The organism is Cryobacterium sp. TMB1-7, from assembly GCF_004402435.1.
Lineage (GTDB): Bacteria > Actinomycetota > Actinomycetes > Actinomycetales > Microbacteriaceae > Cryobacterium > Cryobacterium zongtaii.
The window spans coordinates 125137-139835 of the sequence record NZ_SOFZ01000022.1 but is presented as its reverse complement, the minus strand read 5'-3'; the positions used below and the strand labels follow the sequence as shown (position 1 = coordinate 139835).

The 14699-nt window shown below is 69.3% G+C and carries 12 protein-coding genes; 6 read left to right on the top strand and 6 right to left on the bottom strand.

Annotated features, from left to right (window positions below; all coding sequences use genetic code 11):
- Nucleotides 1-50: 50 nt before the first annotated feature.
- From E3O60_RS09555 to add, 4 genes are all read right to left on the bottom strand, one after another.
- A complete protein-coding gene (locus tag E3O60_RS09555; protein WP_134497894.1) occupies nt 51-1487 on the bottom strand; it encodes an amidohydrolase family protein in 1437 nt (478 codons plus the stop codon).
- A complete protein-coding gene (gene pucL, locus E3O60_RS09550; RefSeq protein WP_088455960.1) occupies nt 1487-2395 on the bottom strand; it encodes a factor-independent urate hydroxylase in 909 nt (302 codons plus the stop codon). The genes E3O60_RS09555 and pucL overlap by 1 nt, the downstream gene beginning before the upstream one ends.
- A gap of 51 nt (nt 2396-2446) precedes the next feature.
- Entirely contained in the window at nt 2447-3808 is a 1362-nt protein-coding gene (allB, locus tag E3O60_RS09545; RefSeq protein WP_134497892.1) for an allantoinase AllB, read from the bottom strand.
- A 165-nt stretch (nt 3809-3973) separates the two neighbouring features.
- Nucleotides 3974-5005, bottom strand: a complete 1032-nt coding sequence (gene add, locus E3O60_RS09540) for an adenosine deaminase (RefSeq protein ID WP_134497890.1) — start codon at nt 5003-5005, stop codon at nt 3974-3976.
- Nucleotides 5006-5358: 353 nt separating this feature from the next.
- Here add and E3O60_RS09535 point away from each other — a divergent pair, with 353 nt between their 5' ends.
- From E3O60_RS09535 to E3O60_RS09510, 6 genes are all read left to right on the top strand, one after another.
- A complete protein-coding gene (locus tag E3O60_RS09535) occupies nt 5359-6447 on the top strand; it encodes an ABC transporter substrate-binding protein (RefSeq protein WP_088455963.1) in 1089 nt (362 codons plus the stop codon).
- 106 nt (nt 6448-6553) lie between these two features.
- Complete coding sequence (locus E3O60_RS09530) at nt 6554-7387, top strand: ABC transporter ATP-binding protein (RefSeq protein WP_240632439.1); 834 nt, start codon at nt 6554-6556, stop codon at nt 7385-7387.
- Complete coding sequence (locus E3O60_RS09525; protein ID WP_088455964.1) at nt 7387-8190, top strand: ABC transporter permease; 804 nt, start codon at nt 7387-7389, stop codon at nt 8188-8190. The genes E3O60_RS09530 and E3O60_RS09525 overlap by 1 nt, the downstream gene beginning before the upstream one ends.
- Nucleotides 8187-9062 carry an ABC transporter permease gene (locus E3O60_RS09520; protein ID WP_103461914.1) on the top strand — a complete coding sequence of 292 codons (876 nt, stop codon included), beginning with the start codon at nt 8187-8189 and terminating at the stop codon, nt 9060-9062. The genes E3O60_RS09525 and E3O60_RS09520 overlap by 4 nt, the downstream gene beginning before the upstream one ends.
- Nucleotides 9063-9064: 2 nt before the next feature.
- A complete protein-coding gene (locus tag E3O60_RS09515; protein ID WP_134497888.1) occupies nt 9065-10180 on the top strand; it encodes an XdhC family protein in 1116 nt (371 codons plus the stop codon).
- A gap of 122 nt (nt 10181-10302) precedes the next feature.
- Nucleotides 10303-10764, top strand: coding sequence for a hypothetical protein (locus E3O60_RS09510; protein ID WP_134497886.1), 462 nt, complete (start codon nt 10303-10305; stop codon nt 10762-10764).
- 32 nt (nt 10765-10796) lie between these two features.
- On the opposite strand, the gene E3O60_RS09505 is transcribed toward E3O60_RS09510, so the two are convergent.
- A complete protein-coding gene (locus E3O60_RS09505) occupies nt 10797-13655 on the bottom strand; it encodes a molybdopterin-dependent oxidoreductase (RefSeq protein ID WP_134497884.1) in 2859 nt (952 codons plus the stop codon).
- The gene (locus tag E3O60_RS09500; RefSeq protein WP_088455969.1) at nt 13652-14503 is read right to left on the bottom strand and encodes an FAD binding domain-containing protein; all 852 of its coding nucleotides are present in this window, start codon (nt 14501-14503) and stop codon (nt 13652-13654) included. The genes E3O60_RS09505 and E3O60_RS09500 overlap by 4 nt, the downstream gene beginning before the upstream one ends.
- Nucleotides 14504-14699: the final 196 nt, after the last annotated feature.

The window sequence follows — 14699 nt, the reverse complement described above, 5'->3', positions numbered from 1 at the left end:
GGCAACAGTTGGGCCGGGACCGGACGGCGGCGTGGGCGGGCCGGGCCGGGCTAGGCGGCCGTGACGCGGCGGCCTCGCACGAAAACGCCGGTGATGGCCGGCTGGCGAAGCGCCATCAGCAGGGCGAAGAGGGTCTGGTCGGTGGCCATCGCCTCGTCGTCGGCCCGGATGCCGTTGGCCAGCACCGCCGCGAGCGGCTCCCACTTGTCGGGCTCGATGAGCAGGAAGTCGGCATCCTTGCCCACGTCGAGGTTGCCGTAGCGCTCCTCCATGTCCAGGGCACGGGCACCGGCCAGGGTGGCGGTGAAGAGCAGCTCGGCGGGGCTGATCGACAGGCCGGCATCGCCGGGTTCGGACAGGTGCACCTTGAAACAGTCGTTCAGCACCCGGCTCATCAGCCACTCGTCGCCCGCGCCGATGTCGGAACCCAGCGCCACGTTCACGCCGAAGCCGGTGGTGCGGGTCCACGGCATGGTGCCGGAGCCGAGGAACTGCTGCGAGGTGGGGCAGTGTGCGATTGACGAACCGGTCTCGGCCAGGCGGGCCAGCTCGACGTCCTCGCAGTGCACGGCGTGTGCCAGGATGCTGCGTCGGCCGAGCATACTCGACCCGCCGACGGCCGAACCCGGCAGGAACCTGCCGTCGTAGGTGTCCAGGTAGTTCTCGACCTGGTAGATCGCCTTGACCACGTCGATCTCGCCGGTCTCCGGGCGGTTGTTCTCGTTGAGGTGGCTGTGGAAGTAGACGCCCCGATCGCGCACGCCGTCGTAGAGCTCGCCGAGCGCCGCGAGGGTCTGCGGCGTCACCGACAGGCTGAACCTGGGTACGACGGCCACCTGCAGCAGCGCCGTGCGGGAATCACCGGTGTCGCGGGCGTGCCAGCGGGAGATCTCGTCGCTGACCAGGTCGACCGCCTGGCGTTCCGAGGTGATCAGGGCGCTGGCCGAGTCGGGGCCGACGGTCTGGATGCCGCGTCCGCTGACCAGCCGCAGCCCCGCCCGCTCGGACTCGGCGAACAGTGCGTCCTGGGCGTGCGGAAAGGCCGACCCGAACACCAGGGCGCTCGTGGTGCCTGCCGCGGTGCGCCGGCGGGTGAAGTCGCGGGCGATCGCCGCCGCGAAGTCGTCGTCCTGCAGCCGGGTCTCGGCCGGGAAGACGCAGTTGTCGAGCCACTCGAGTAGCTGGCCGCCGCCATAGGCATCCGTGGAGTAGGTCTGCGGAAAGTGGATGTGGGTATCGACGAAGCCGGGCAGGATGAAGCCGCCGCGGGTATCGGTGACCGGCAGCGCTGCGAAGCTCGACGGCAGGTCGACGGCACGGCCGACCCAGGCGATGGTGCCGTCGACGGCGGTGACCAGTGCGCCCTGCGGCAACGACACCAGGTGCGCCGGCGCTTCGGCGAGGGTGGGGGAGCCGGCCACGTGGTAGACGTGGCCGAGGTAGACCTGCTCCAACGACGGCCCCACCGAACCTGCGGCCAGGCTCATCAGACCAACCCGGTGTAGGAATCCCAGGCGGGCCCGGCATCCGCGGCGTCATCGTGCATCACGGTGGCCTGGATCAGCCCGTACGGGCGGTCGGCGGCGTGATAGACCTCGTTGTTGTTCTCCACACCGAATGGTGACAGGTCATAGAGGAAATGGTGCTTGTTGGGCGCGGAGAGCCGGATCTCGGCGATGTTCGGGTAGGCCGCGAGCACGGCCTCGCCCATCTTGTAGAGGGTCTGCTGCAGGGCCAGGGAATGCACCACGGCGAACTGGGTCTTCAGCAGCGCGGAGATACCGGCGTAGCTCGCCTCCCAGTCCACCACGGTGTGGTCGGTGAAGCGCCAGCCGGCTGTGAGGGAGGTGGCCATCACCCTGTCGGTGGTGGGCTGCAGCAGCGTGTACGGGTCCTGCATGAAGCCGGAGAACTCCGAGCCGGTGGACTTGAGCAGGATCAGGTCTTTCAGCCCGCCGACCACCCAGACCCGCTGATCGGTGCCGGTGCCCTCCACCGAGATCGACGCGGTGCGCACCTCCTGGCCGCGCCGCACCCAGGTGTGGTCGTGCTCGGTGCCGTCCACGACAACGCGTTCCCAGGCGAACTCCTCGATCTCCACCCTGGCGCCTGCCACCGACGTGATGTGATCGACGAAATGGGTGGCCAGATCGAGGCCGTAGCTCTCGATCGAGAGCAAGCCCTTCTCCTTGGCGAAGGAGTACGCGGTCTGCTTCTGGGTGTCGGTGGGCAGCACCTGCAGCTGATCACCGGCGAGGTGTGCGTCGGCGAAGTCGCCGTGCAGGGCAGTGGAGACGCTGATGTCGTGGATCTCGTGGCGGGGCGTGTCGCGGTAGATGCGCACGATGCGGTTCTCCGCCTTGCCGTAGCGGTTGGGTCCGAGAACTATCGACATGGGTGCTCCTTCTGGTTCGTACATGATGCGGTGTTCGGGAAAAAGTTCGGGTCAGCGGGCGGTCAGCATGCGGCCGGCTGGTGGCCGGGCGGATGCGTCGGATCCATCGAATGCGGTGTCGTCGACCGCGTAGATCACGTTTCCGGCCAGCCAGGTGGTGTGCACCCGGCCGATCAGGGTGGCGCCGTCGAAGGCGCTCACCCGGTTTTTGTGCCGCAGGGTATCGACGTCCACGGTGAAGACCTCCTCGGGCGCGAAAGCCACCAGATCGGCGGCCGCACCGACACGGATCCGCCCAGACGGCAGGCCCACGAAGTCGGCCGTGGCACGGCTCATCCAGTGCAGCACCTGCTCGAGCGTGAGCCCGCGAGCCCTGGCGGCCGTCCACACGGCGGGCAGGCTCAGCTGCAGGCCGGAAATACCACCCCAGGCCAGGCCGAAGTCACCGCCGTGGCCGAGCTTGAGTTCCCGGGTGGCGGGGGAGTGATCGGAGGCTATGAGATCGATGACACCGTCGGCCAGGCCCTGCCAGAGCAGGTCACGGTTGTCCTCGCCGCGGATCGGCGGGCAGCACTTGAACGCCGTTGCGCCGTCGGCGATGCTCTCGGCGGCGAAGCTGAGGTAGTGCGGGCAGGTCTCCACCGTGATCGGCAGGCCCTCGGCGCGGGCCGCGGCCAGTCTGGGCAACACCAGTGCGGAAGACAGGTGCAGGATGTGGGCGCGCACGCCGGTGCGTCGCACGACGGCGATCACCTGGGCGATCGCGGCGTCCTCGGCCGCATCCGGTCGGCTGGCGACGAAGTCCCGGTAGCCGGTGCCGCCGGCGTTCTCGGCGCTTTCGAGCACGGACGGGTCTTCGGCGTGTACCACGAGCAGTCCGCCGAATCCGGCGATCTCGGTCGCAGCGGCCTCGAGTTGCTCCGAGGAGAGGTGCGGGAACTCGTCGACGCCGGAGGGGGAGAGGAAGGCCTTGAAGCCGAAGACCCCCGCGTCGTGCAGCGGCCGAAGCGAACCGAGGGTGCCCGGAATCGCACCGCCCCAGAAGCCCACATCGACCGTGGCTTGGGGCGCGGCCGCGGCGCGCTTGAGCTCGAGAGCCGGCACCGTCGTGGTGGGCGGGATGCTGTTCAGCGGCATGTCGATGATCGTGGTCACACCGCCGGCCGCGGCCGCGCGGGTGGCACTCGCGAAGCCCTCCCAGTCGGTGCGGCCGGGTTCGTTGACGTGCACGTGGGTGTCCACGATGCCCGGCTGCAGCACCTGGCCGACCGGGAGGGTGACGTCCTGCCGGGCCGCCAAGGGCGCATCCACCGGCGCGATCGCACGGATGACGCCGCCCGCGATCGCGACGGCCGCCGGGATGAAACCCTGCTCGGTGAGCACACGAGCCGAGCGGATGACCAGGTCGTACATCGGTTCTCCTTCTCGGTTTCTGTGCCGGTCCGAAACGACTCCAGCGGCCCCGTTCGGTGGCTCACCGCTCACCCTAGTGAAGTCGTTCTGGCCTCGTTCCGGGGTTCCGAAACCTGTCGGACACACGACATTCCCGGTGATGAAACACCGACGGTGCCCAGCAGGTCAGGCAGCCGGGTACCCTGCGACGTACGCGTCGATTTCCGCCAGGTAGGCCTGCTTCTCGGCGTCGGGCAGCCAGGAGGCCTGGAAGGAGTTCTTGGCCAGCTGCACCAGCTCGTCGGTGTCGAGCCCGGCCTTCTCGGCCAGCGCCAGGTAGTTGTCGGCCACGTAGGCGCCGAAGTAGGCGGGATCGTCGGAGTTGACGGTGACCAGGACACCGAAGTGGAGCAGGGCCACCATTTCGACGGCCTTCATGTCTGCCGTGACGAAGCTGTTCGACACCGGACAGCAAGTGAGCCCCAGGCCGCGCTCCCGCACCAGGGTGACCAGTTCCGGGTTCTCGACGATATTGGTGCCGTGGTCGATGCGGTCCACCTGGATCTCCTCGAGTACCTGGCGGATGTTCTCGATGCTGCCGACCTGGTCGATGTCGCAGTGCATGGTGAGCTTGAGGCCGTTCGCCCTGGCCAGCGCGAAGACCTCGGCGAACTTCGCCGGCGGGTTACCACGCTCGTCGGAGTCGAGGCCGACACCGATGAACCTGTCCAGATAGGGGAGTGCGGACTGCAGGGTCTCCAGCGCGCTCTCGGCCATGAAATCGCGCAGGAAGCAGAGGATCAGCTCCGCGGAGACGCCCAGACCGGCGGCATCCACGGCGGCCCTGTGGTAGCCGAGGATGACTGTTTCGATGGGGATGCCCCGCGAGGTGTGCGCCTGCGGGTCGAAGAACGCCTCCACCCGCCGCACCCCGTCGGCGGCGGCGCGGCGGAAATACGCGGCGGCGAGGTCGTAGAAGTCGGCCTCGGTGACGAGCACGTCCATCGCGGGGTAGTAGACGCCGAGGAAGCTCGCGAGCGAGTCGAACTCATAGGTGGCGCGCACCTGCTCCACCGTGCTCTGGCCGATGTCCACGCCGTTACGTCGGGCCAGCTCGAGTTTGAGCTCGGGTTCGAGGGTGCCCTCGAGGTGCAGGTGCAGTTCGGCCTTGGGCAGGCCGGCGACGAACGCGATGCTCGGTACGATAGCGGAAGACATTGGGGTTCCTTTCTGGGTGAACTCCGTGACGCTATCACGCCAGGGTTCCGGGACCGCTCGGGGAGGAATCCAGTGTTCCAGCACGACTTTTCGGACGTAATGAGCCGGAAATGATTCGGTCTTCGCGGCGTCACACGCAGCAATTAGTGTTCGAGTGATCCGAACATCTGTTGCAGCGGATGCGCTGCGTTGAAACACCTTGATCACCCCAGCAACGCAGTCACACCAGCAGCACCCCAGCACCGCAATCACAGCCGCACCGCAGCACATTCCATTTCAGCATTCAGGCATTCCGCCCCAGCACGCCGTTGAGTTCCACGGCAATCCCCGAGCACCATCGAGAGGACCGCGTCATGACGCAAGCCCCAGTTTCCCCGTTCACCCGTCGCTCGGCCAAGCGCGTCGGCACCGGCGTCGCCGTGGCCGCCGCACTCACCCTGCTGCTGTCCTCCTGCGCCGGCGACGCCGGCTCCGCCGAGTCGGGCTCCGGCGACGCAGCCTCGTTCGGCGAGGCAAGCATCCAGCTGTCCTGGATCAAGAACGCCGAGTTCATGGGCGAATTCGTGGCCGAGGATGCCGGCTACTTCGCCGAAGCGGGCTTCGACTCCGTCGACCTGATCCCCGGCCCGGCGTCGGCCGAGGCCGGCGTCATCTCCGGCAACGTCGATCTCGGCGTCGGCAACGCCATCTCCACGGGCACCGTCATCGCCGAGGAGGGCGCACCGCTGAAGATCATCGGGGCGACGTACCAGAAGAACCCGTTCACCATCCTCTCGCTCGCCGGCGTGGGCAACATCGCCACCCTCGACGACCTTGCGGGCAAGACCATCGGCGTCCAGGCCAGCAACCAGAGCCTGTGGGACGCCTTCCTCAAGGTCAATGAGATCGACCCGTCCACGATCACCGTCGTCCCGGTCGAGTACGACCCGACCCCGCTCTTCAACGGCGAGGTCGACGGATGGTTCGCGTACCTCACCAACGAGTCGATCGACGCCGAGCTGGCCGGTCTCGACCCCGTGAACCTGCCGCTGGCCGACAACGGCCTGCCTTTCGTCGCCGAGACGTTCACCGCCTCCGAGGATGCGATCGCCAACGACCGCGAGATGCTCAAGGCACTGCTGGTCGCCGAGATCAAGGGCTGGGCCGACGCGATCAACGATCCCGCTGCCGCCGCGAAGCTCACCGTCGACACCTACGGCAAGGACCTCGGGCTGACCATGGAGAAGGAGACCCGCCAGGCGGAGATCCAGGCCACCGACCTCGTCGTCAGCCCCGACACCGCGGCCAACGGGCTGTTCACCATCAGCGACGCGCTGCAGAAGGAGTCTGTCGCCACGCTCAAGGCCGCCGGTATCGACATCGACACCGCCACCCTGTTCGACATGAGCCTGCTGGCCGAGGTGTACGAGGAGAACCCCGACCTCATCGCCTACAGCAAGTAGCCACCCGCAGCACAACTCTCGTCGCGGCACCCGTCTCACCGAGGCGGGTGCCGTCGGCGATACTGAACTACCGGCATCCGACGACGCCCAGTAAGGAAAGTACGACGTGAGCACGATCGACACCGCTCCACCCATCGCTTCGGGAACCGGCCTGCACGGTACCGGCCTACACATTGAAGCGCTGCACAAGACCTTCTCGGTCGGTCGCAGGGAGGTTGTCGCGCTCGACAACGCGAACCTGCACACCGACAAGGGCAGCTTCCTTTCGCTGCTCGGCCCCTCCGGCTGCGGCAAATCCACGATCCTGCGGATCCTCGCCGGCCTGGAGAACCCGACCAGCGGCACCACCCGGGTGGACGGCAAGAGCCCCGCGGAACTCCGCAGCGGCCACGAACTCGGCATCGCCTTTCAAGACTCCGCCCTGCTGCCCTGGCGGAGTGTGCGCAGCAACATCAAGCTTCCGTTCGAGGTCGCCAGGATGCCCGTCGACGAGGACTACGTCACCGAACTCATCCAGCTCGTCGGCCTTGCCGGATTCGAGAAGGCCAAGCCGGCCCAGCTGTCCGGCGGGATGCGCCAGCGCGTCTCGATCGCCCGTTCCCTCGTGCTCAAGCCGTCGGTGCTGCTGCTCGACGAACCGTTCGGTGCCCTCGACGACATGACCCGGCAGCGCCTCAACATCGAGCTGCTGCGCATCTGGACCGAGAAGCCCGCGACGACCTTGATGGTCACCCACGGGATCTCCGAGGCGATCTTCCTCAGCGACCAAGTGGCCGTGATGAGTCCGCGGCCCGGCCGCGTCAAGGAAGTCATCGAGATCGACCTGCCCCGCCCGCGCCTGCCCGAGATGATGCGCAGCCCCGAATTCCACGCCCTGCACGACCGGGCGTCCGAACTGCTCTTCGGCGCCGACACCCCGGCCGCCGCCGGGGCGCACTGATGCCGGTCAGCCGCGGCCTGCCCGGTTGGGCCACCGGGCTTCTCGGCGTAATCGTCGTGGTGGCCCTGTGGTGGATCAGCGCGCTCACCATCTTCCAGAACGCCGGCTCGGTGCCCGGCGGTGCCATCCCCACCCCGGCCGAGGTATTCCGCCAGTTCGCCGGCGACGGCATCGGCTTCTACCTGCCGCACATCACCATGACCCTCAGCGAAGCGGCGATCGGGTTCCTCTGGGGCAACGGCCTGGCGCTGCTGCTGGCCGGACTGGTCCTGGTGCTGCCGCGCATCGAGAAGATCGCGCTGCAGATCGCCGTGATCACCTACTGCGTGCCGATCGTGGCGATCGGCCCGATCGCATATACCGTGATCGGCCCGCCGCGCGGCGACCCGTCCGGCACCGCGATCTTCCTGGCCGCCATGTCGGTGTTCTTCACCACGGTGGTCGGCTCGTTGGTGGGGCTCAAGGCCGCCGACACGGCCAGTCTCGACCTCGTCACCGTGTACGGCGGCACCAAGTTCACCCAGCTGCGGAAGGTCAGGCTGATCGCCGGGCTGCCCAGCGTGCTGAACGCCCTGCAGATCGCGGCTCCGGCCGCGCTGCTCGGCGCCATCCTCGGGGAATACCTCGGCGGCGCCGAGCGGGGCCTCGGCCTGGCCATGCTCGCCGCCGGCAACGCCGCGAACGTGGAACGGGTCTGGAGCCTCGCCCTCGTCGCGGGACTGCTGGCCGGCATCGGCTACCTGCTCTTCGCGCTGATCTCCCGTTTCGCCACCCCCTGGACCACCGGACGGAGCAGCTCATGAGCGCGCAAACCCATGTTGCCGAGGCCATCGTCGTTCAGGCCGCTGTCCTCACCAAGAGCAGCGGGACGCAGGCGCGCGGCATCGGCGCCTACATCGGCCGGGCCCTGGCGACGGGCCTGCTGACGCTCGTGATCGTCCTCGTCGCCTGGCAGGGCCTGATCCTGCTGCTGGGGATCTCGCCGTTCATCGCCAAGGGACCGCTGGATGTGTTCAACTGGCTCTTCACGGTGCCGGATGCCGCCGAGAACCGGGCGCTGATCCTCACCAACCTCGGTGTCACCCTCACCGACGCGTTCCTCGGTTTCGTCGCCGGGCTGCTGCTCGCCCTGGTGCTGGCCACCCTGTTCACCTTGTCGAAGGGCATCGAGCACGCGCTGATGCCCATCGCCCTGCTGCTGCGCAGCGTGCCGCTGGTGGCCTTCGTCCCGGTGCTGATCCTCATCACCGGCCGCGGACCGAGCATCGCCGTGGTGACCGGTGCCATCGTGGTGCTCTTCCCGGCCCTGGTGAACATCGCCTTCGGCCTGCGGTCGGCGTCCCCTCAGGTCAGCGACGTCATCGCCGTCTACGGCGGCACCCCGTTCACCGCGCTCCGCAAGGTGGCGCTGCCCAGCTCGCTGCCGTCGTTCTTCGCCGCCGTCAAGATCTCCATCCCCGGCGCCATCACCGGCGCACTGCTGGCCGAGTGGCTCGCCACCGGCCAGGGCCTGGGCTACGGCATCGTCGTCGCGGTCTCGCAGGTGAAGAACTTCGAGGTGTGGTCGTCCGTCGTGGTCATCACCATCGTCTCGATGGTGCTCTACGGTGTGGCGCAGTTCGCCGAGAACCTGGTGCTGCGACGGATGGGCATGGACCAGAGCGCGAGCAACTGACCGTGCTCGAAATCGCCGGCGCACTCCTGGACGCCCTCGCGGAGGGTCGCCGGGTGGCCGTGGCGACGGTGACCCGGGTGTTCGGCAGCGCGCCGCGCACCCTCGGTACGGCCATGGCCGTCACCGACTCCGGTGCGGTACTCGGCAGCATCTCCGGCGGCTGCGTCGAGGGTGCGATCTACGACAGTGCCCAGGAGGTGCTCGAGACCGGCCGCGGGCACCTCACCGAATTCGGGGTGAGCGATGACGACGCGTTCGCCGTAGGGCTGTCCTGCGGCGGCACCGTCGAAGTGTTCCTCGCCGAGATCGCCCCGGCCGGGCGCAACGCCATGACCGCGGAGGTGCGCGCCCAGCTGGAGCGAGCCGCGGCCGGCCAGGCCGCCGGGCTCGCCCTGGTCGTCGCGGGAACGGGGACCGGCCTGATCCTGGCACCGGACGGCGCAACCGACCGCGCAACCGGCCGCGGGGAGTCCGCCGGCCTCGACGCCGACTCGGTACGCCGCATCCGGGCGCAGCTGGCCGCCGCTGTCAACGCCGGTGAGACCACCCTGGGCTCGGTGGACTGCGACGGGGCGATCAGCCGGGTGCTCTACCTCGTGGCCCAGGCCCCGCCGCGCTGCCTGATCTTCGGCGCCGTGGACTTCGCCGGCGCTCTGTCGGCCGCCGCGACCCTGCTGGGCTATCGGGTCACCGTCTGCGATGCCCGCGCCGTGTTCGCCACCCCGGAACGTTTCCCGACCGCTGCGGAGGTGGTGGTCGAGTGGCCGAGCGACTACCTCGCCCGCACCCACACCGACGCCCGCACCGTGGTGTGCGTGCTCACCCACGACGAGAAGTTCGACCTGCCGCTGCTCAGCACGGCCCTGAGCCTGGACGTCGGCTACGTGGGCGCCATGGGGTCCCGGCGCACCCACGAAAGACGGATGCTGCGCCTACGAGAGGCGGGCGTCTCCGCCGCCGCCCTCGACAGGCTGCACTCGCCGATCGGCCTGGACCTCGGCGCGAGCAGCCCGGCGGAGACGGCGGTGTCGATCCTCGCCGAGGTTCTCGCCACCCGCTCCGGGGCATCCGGCGCCCCCCTGCGGGACCGGCAGGGCCCGATTCACCCCTCGGTCTGACGCGACCGATTCCCCTCCGGGCTGACCGGGATTTTCCTTCAGCCCTCACCCCATTCGGGGGACGAATCGGGCGCGCCCGCGCATTAGCGTGCTCACCGAATCCCTTGAATGGAGGAGTCACCATGACCAGCACACGGCAGGCACCGGGCAGCACGACCGGGGCGGAAACCAACAACTACACAACCGACAGCGGTACGTCGGGCTGGACCGGCTGGATAGTCTTCGCAGGCGTCATGATGTTGATGATGGGCGCGTTCCACGTCATCCAGGGCCTGGTCGCACTGTTCCAGGACACCTATTACCTCGTCGGCCAGGAAGAACTGGTGGTGCAGGTCGACTACACGACCTGGGGCTGGGTGCACACGATCCTGGGTGCTGTGGTGATCCTGGCCGGCGTCGCCCTGCTCGCGGGGCAGATGTGGGCACGAGTCGTCGCCGTCATCCTGGCGTTCGGAAGCGCCCTGGTGAACATCGCCTTCCTCGGCGCCTACCCGCTCTGGTCGCTCACCATGATCGCCATCGACGTTTTGGTGATCTACGCGGTGACCATGCACGGCAAGGAAATGAAGCCGATCAGCTCCTAGCCCTGGCGCTGTGAGCCACGTGCGACCGCCTGTCAGGCGCCCCTGTTCATCAGGCGCCACAGGCGGTCGCGCGACATCGGCAGTTCGTACGAGCGGATGCCGAGAGCATCGCGCACCGCGTTGGCCAGCGCCGGCGCCACCGGGTTGTACGGCGACTCGCTCATCGACTTGGCGCCGTACGGCCCCAGGTCGTCGGCGGTGTCCGCGAAGTACACCTCGGTCACCGGCAGGTCCGCCAGCTGCGGTATGTGATAGTTGCGCAGCACCCTGGTTTCAACGGTGCCGGCGCCGTCGAGGATGAGTTCCTCGTACAGCGCGGTACCGATGGCCTGCGCCACCCCGCCCTCGATCTGGCCGCGGCACTGTTCGGGATTCATCACGAAGCCGGCATCCGCGGTCTGGATGGACTGCAACATGCGCACCTCGCCGGTGGCGGTGTTCACGGCCACCCGGAACGCGTGCACGTTGAATGCCAGCGAACGGCGGGCGCCGTCCTCCCGGCCGGTTCCGGTGAGGCCGTCCGGGCCGGAAAGCGCGGCCAGCGGCACGAACACGTCGCCGGCCCGCAGTCCGTCGGCCGCCAGGACGAAGTCCCCGGCCGCAATGCCGGTGAGTCGGGCCGCTTTCTCGCGCAGCAGACCGGCCAGCTCGAGCGCCGCGCCGTGCACGGCCTTGCCGGCCACCACTACCCCGGCCGACCCGAAGGCGCCGGTGTCGTAGCCGGCGGCGTCGGTGTCGGACTGGCGGATCTCGATGCGATCCGGGCCGGTGTTCAGCACCGTCGCCGCGATCTGGGTGTGCACCGTCGTGGTGCCGTTGCCGAACTCGGCGGTGCCCACCCGCACCAGGTAGCGTCCATTCTGGTCCAGGGTGATGGTCGCCTGCGAGAAGTGGCCGCGCGGCGGGGTCGTCGCGATCATCGCCGACGCCATGCCCTCGCCCACCCGCCAGGTGGCGCCGGTCGGGGCGGTCACCCCAGTGCCGCGAGTCAGGGCCGCCTGGGCCAGGTCGAGGCACTGGTCCAGGCCATAGCTGGCGAAGCCGATGTCGTCGCCCTCCTGATGGGTCACCACAAGAGGGTCGCCGGGGCGCACCGAGTTGATCCGGCGGATGTCGAACGGGTTCAGGCCCAGCTCGACGGCGAGTTCGTCGAGGGCGCACTCGATCCCGTAGATGACCTGGCCCAGCCCGTAACCGCGGAACGCGCCCGACGGCGGATTGTTCGTGTACACGGCCTGAGCATCCACCCGTTTGTTGGGCACGTTGTACAGCGCCACGGACTCGCTGGTGCCGTGGAACATGACGCCGGGGGCGTGGTTGCCGTATGAGCCGGTGTCGGAGAGCACGTCGACCGTCAGGGCGGTGAGCCGGCCGTCGCCCGTGGCAGCCAGGGTGACGCCTACCCGCATCGGGTGCCGAGTGGGCGAGGCGGCGAGTTCGTCGGTGCGGGTGAACTCGTACTGCACGGGCCGCCCGGTCTTCAGCACCGCGAGGGTCACGATGTCCTCGGTGAGGATCTCCTGCTTGCCGCCGAAGCCGCCGCCGACGCGGGCGGTGAACACCCGCACGGCCTCGAGATCGAGGTCGAAGATGCGGCTGATCTCCTTCTGCACCAGGAACGGTACCTGGGAGCTGGTACGCAGCACGAGCCGTTCGTCCTCCAGCCAGCCGATGGTGGCGTGGGTCTCCAGCTGGGTGTGGGCGACCCGCTGGGTCTGCCAGGTTCCGGTCACCACGGTGTGCGCAGTGGCCAGTGCCGCCGTCACATCGCCGTACTCGCCGTGCAGCTCGGCGACGAGGTTCCGGGACGGGTCGGCCAGGCGGCTGATCGTCGCATCCTTCTCGCCGTGCACCAGCGGGGCGCCGGGGCGCAGCGCTTCGGCGGGGTCGAAGACCGCGGGCAGTAACTCGTAGTCCACCTCGAGCAACCGGCAGGCGTGCTCCGCGATGGCCACGGAATCGGCGACCACCGCGGCCACCCGCTGGCCGCGGTGCCGCATCACGGAGTCCAGAACCAGGCTGTCATCGGGGTCGTCGAGCCGGCTCTCGTGCCGGGCCGAGGAGTACAGGGCGGCGGGGGAGTCGGCGGCGCTGAGCACGGCGTGCACCCCGGGCAGGGCGCGGGCGGCGGTGTCGTCGAGGGAGATCACCCTGGCGTGGGCGTGCGGGCTCCGCAGCACGGCGAGGTGCAGCAGGCCCGGCACGGCCACGTCGAGGGTGTACGGCTCCTGTCCGCTGACCACCCTGGCGGCGGCGGGGGCGCGGAGCGAGCCGCCCACGCGGCCGTCGGTGGCGGAGGTGCGCGCGGTGGTTCGGGGCTTGGTGGGGCGCACCGGGCCGAGGCCGGAGATCGGGGCGGCGACCGGTGCGGAGCCGGCTGCGGAGTCGGGGGTTGCCGCATCCGCTGCACCGGCGGCGGTCTGTTGGTGGTCGTGGTCGTGCCCGCAGCCGCCGTCGGCCGGGGTGTGCCGGTCGCGGATGGCGTCGTCGATGGCCCGGTAGCCCGTGCACCGGCACAGGTTGCCCTTGAGCAGGCGGGGCAGGTCGTCGAGCTGGTGCTCCTGGATGGTCGACGCCGTCACGATCATGCCCGGCGTGCAGAAGCCGCACTGGAAACCGGCCGCGTCGATGAAGCGCTGCTGGATCGGGGCCAGGGTCTCCGGCCCGCCGATGCCGGTGGCGGTGGTGACCTCGCGACCCTCGGCGCGGTAGGCCGGGTAGATGCAGGAGTGCACCGGGGTGCCGTCCACGAGCACCGAGCAGGCGCCGCAGTCGCCGGTGTCGCAGCCCTTCTTGACCTCGAAGTGTTCCTGCTGGCGCAGGTAGGTGCGCAGGGCCTGGCCGGCCGCGGCCGGCGCGTCGATCGGGTTGCCGTTCACGGTCAGCTTCATGCGCGGCTCCCGTCGCCGGTGCCGGGTCTGGGCGGGTCTGCCGGCGCGGCCAGTTCTTGGCGGATTTCCTCGCCGAGCAGTCCGCTCATGGCGCGGCGCCAGTCCGCGGCGCCGTGCGCATCCGTGAACCAGGCGTCCAGACCTGCGATGTCGGCGGCCAAGGCGGCCGAATCGGGCAGAGAGGGGTAGCGCAGTTGCACCGGGCGCACGGTGCCGCCGGTCACGGTGAGCACAAAACGGCCGTCGGTGTCGAGGCGGCCGATGAGCACGGCGCCGGAGCGGCCGAGGGGGGACAGGGCGATCTTGCGGTACGCGGTGCGGGCAGTGAGCGTGGCGGCGGGCACGTGGATGGAGCGCAGCACGTCGCCGGGTTCGAGCACGTTGGTGGTGTTGCCGGTGACGAAGTCGAGGGCCGGCATCCGGCTGTCGGTGCCGTCGGCGTGCCAGATCAGGACCTCGGCGTCGAGGGCGGCGGTGAGGCAGATCATCGGGCCCGCGGGCAGCGAGGTGCACAGGTTGCCGCCGACGGTGGCGACGTTCCAGACCTTGAAGGAGCCGAACAGGGCCGTGCAGGCCAGGTGGAAGATGGGGTGGGCGACCCAGCCGGGCTCGGCGGGCATCCGCGACAGTTCGGCGAGGGTGCAGGTGGCGGCGATCTCGAGTCCGTCTGCGCCGGTGGTCAGCGCCGGCCAGCCCATGGTCTGCAGGTCGACGAGGCCGGTGAGGTGGATGCGCGGGTCGGCGAAGAGTTCGGAGCCGCCGGCCAGCGGCACCACGGTCTCGCCGAGGGCGGCCAGGTCGGCGCGGGTGCGGGCCTGCGTGATGGTCGCAACGGTGGTCAGGTCCATCCGTGCCTCCCAAGGTCGTGGATGCGCAGCATCCGGGTGTCGCCGGGCCTGTGGGCCCGCCGAGGGGCGCCCTCGCGGGCGCCGACATCCCTAGTCAAGCGCAGCATTGTGTCGGTCGTGTAAACCGGCCCGGCCGCCCTCAGCCGATGCCCAGTTTTGTGGCGTGATCTGGGTGCACCTGTTGCCCGTGCGGACT

Coding starts and splice junctions, on each gene's coding strand:
- E3O60_RS09555 (WP_134497894.1), bottom strand. CDS start 1,487: ATGAGCCTGGCCGCAGGTTCGGTGGGGCCGTCGTTGGAGCAGGTCTAC.
- pucL (WP_088455960.1), bottom strand. CDS start 2,395: ATGTCGATAGTTCTCGGACCCAACCGCTACGGCAAGGCGGAGAACCGC.
- allB (WP_134497892.1), bottom strand. CDS start 3,808: ATGTACGACCTGGTCATCCGCTCGGCTCGTGTGCTCACCGAGCAGGGT.
- add (WP_134497890.1), bottom strand. CDS start 5,005: ATGTCTTCCGCTATCGTACCGAGCATCGCGTTCGTCGCCGGCCTGCCC.
- E3O60_RS09535 (WP_088455963.1), top strand. CDS start 5,359: ATGACGCAAGCCCCAGTTTCCCCGTTCACCCGTCGCTCGGCCAAGCGC.
- E3O60_RS09525 (WP_088455964.1), top strand. CDS start 7,387: ATGCCGGTCAGCCGCGGCCTGCCCGGTTGGGCCACCGGGCTTCTCGGC.
- E3O60_RS09520 (WP_103461914.1), top strand. CDS start 8,187: ATGAGCGCGCAAACCCATGTTGCCGAGGCCATCGTCGTTCAGGCCGCT.
- E3O60_RS09510 (WP_134497886.1), top strand. CDS start 10,303: ATGACCAGCACACGGCAGGCACCGGGCAGCACGACCGGGGCGGAAACC.
- E3O60_RS09505 (WP_134497884.1), bottom strand. CDS start 13,655: ATGAAGCTGACCGTGAACGGCAACCCGATCGACGCGCCGGCCGCGGCC.
- E3O60_RS09500 (WP_088455969.1), bottom strand. CDS start 14,503: ATGGACCTGACCACCGTTGCGACCATCACGCAGGCCCGCACCCGCGCC.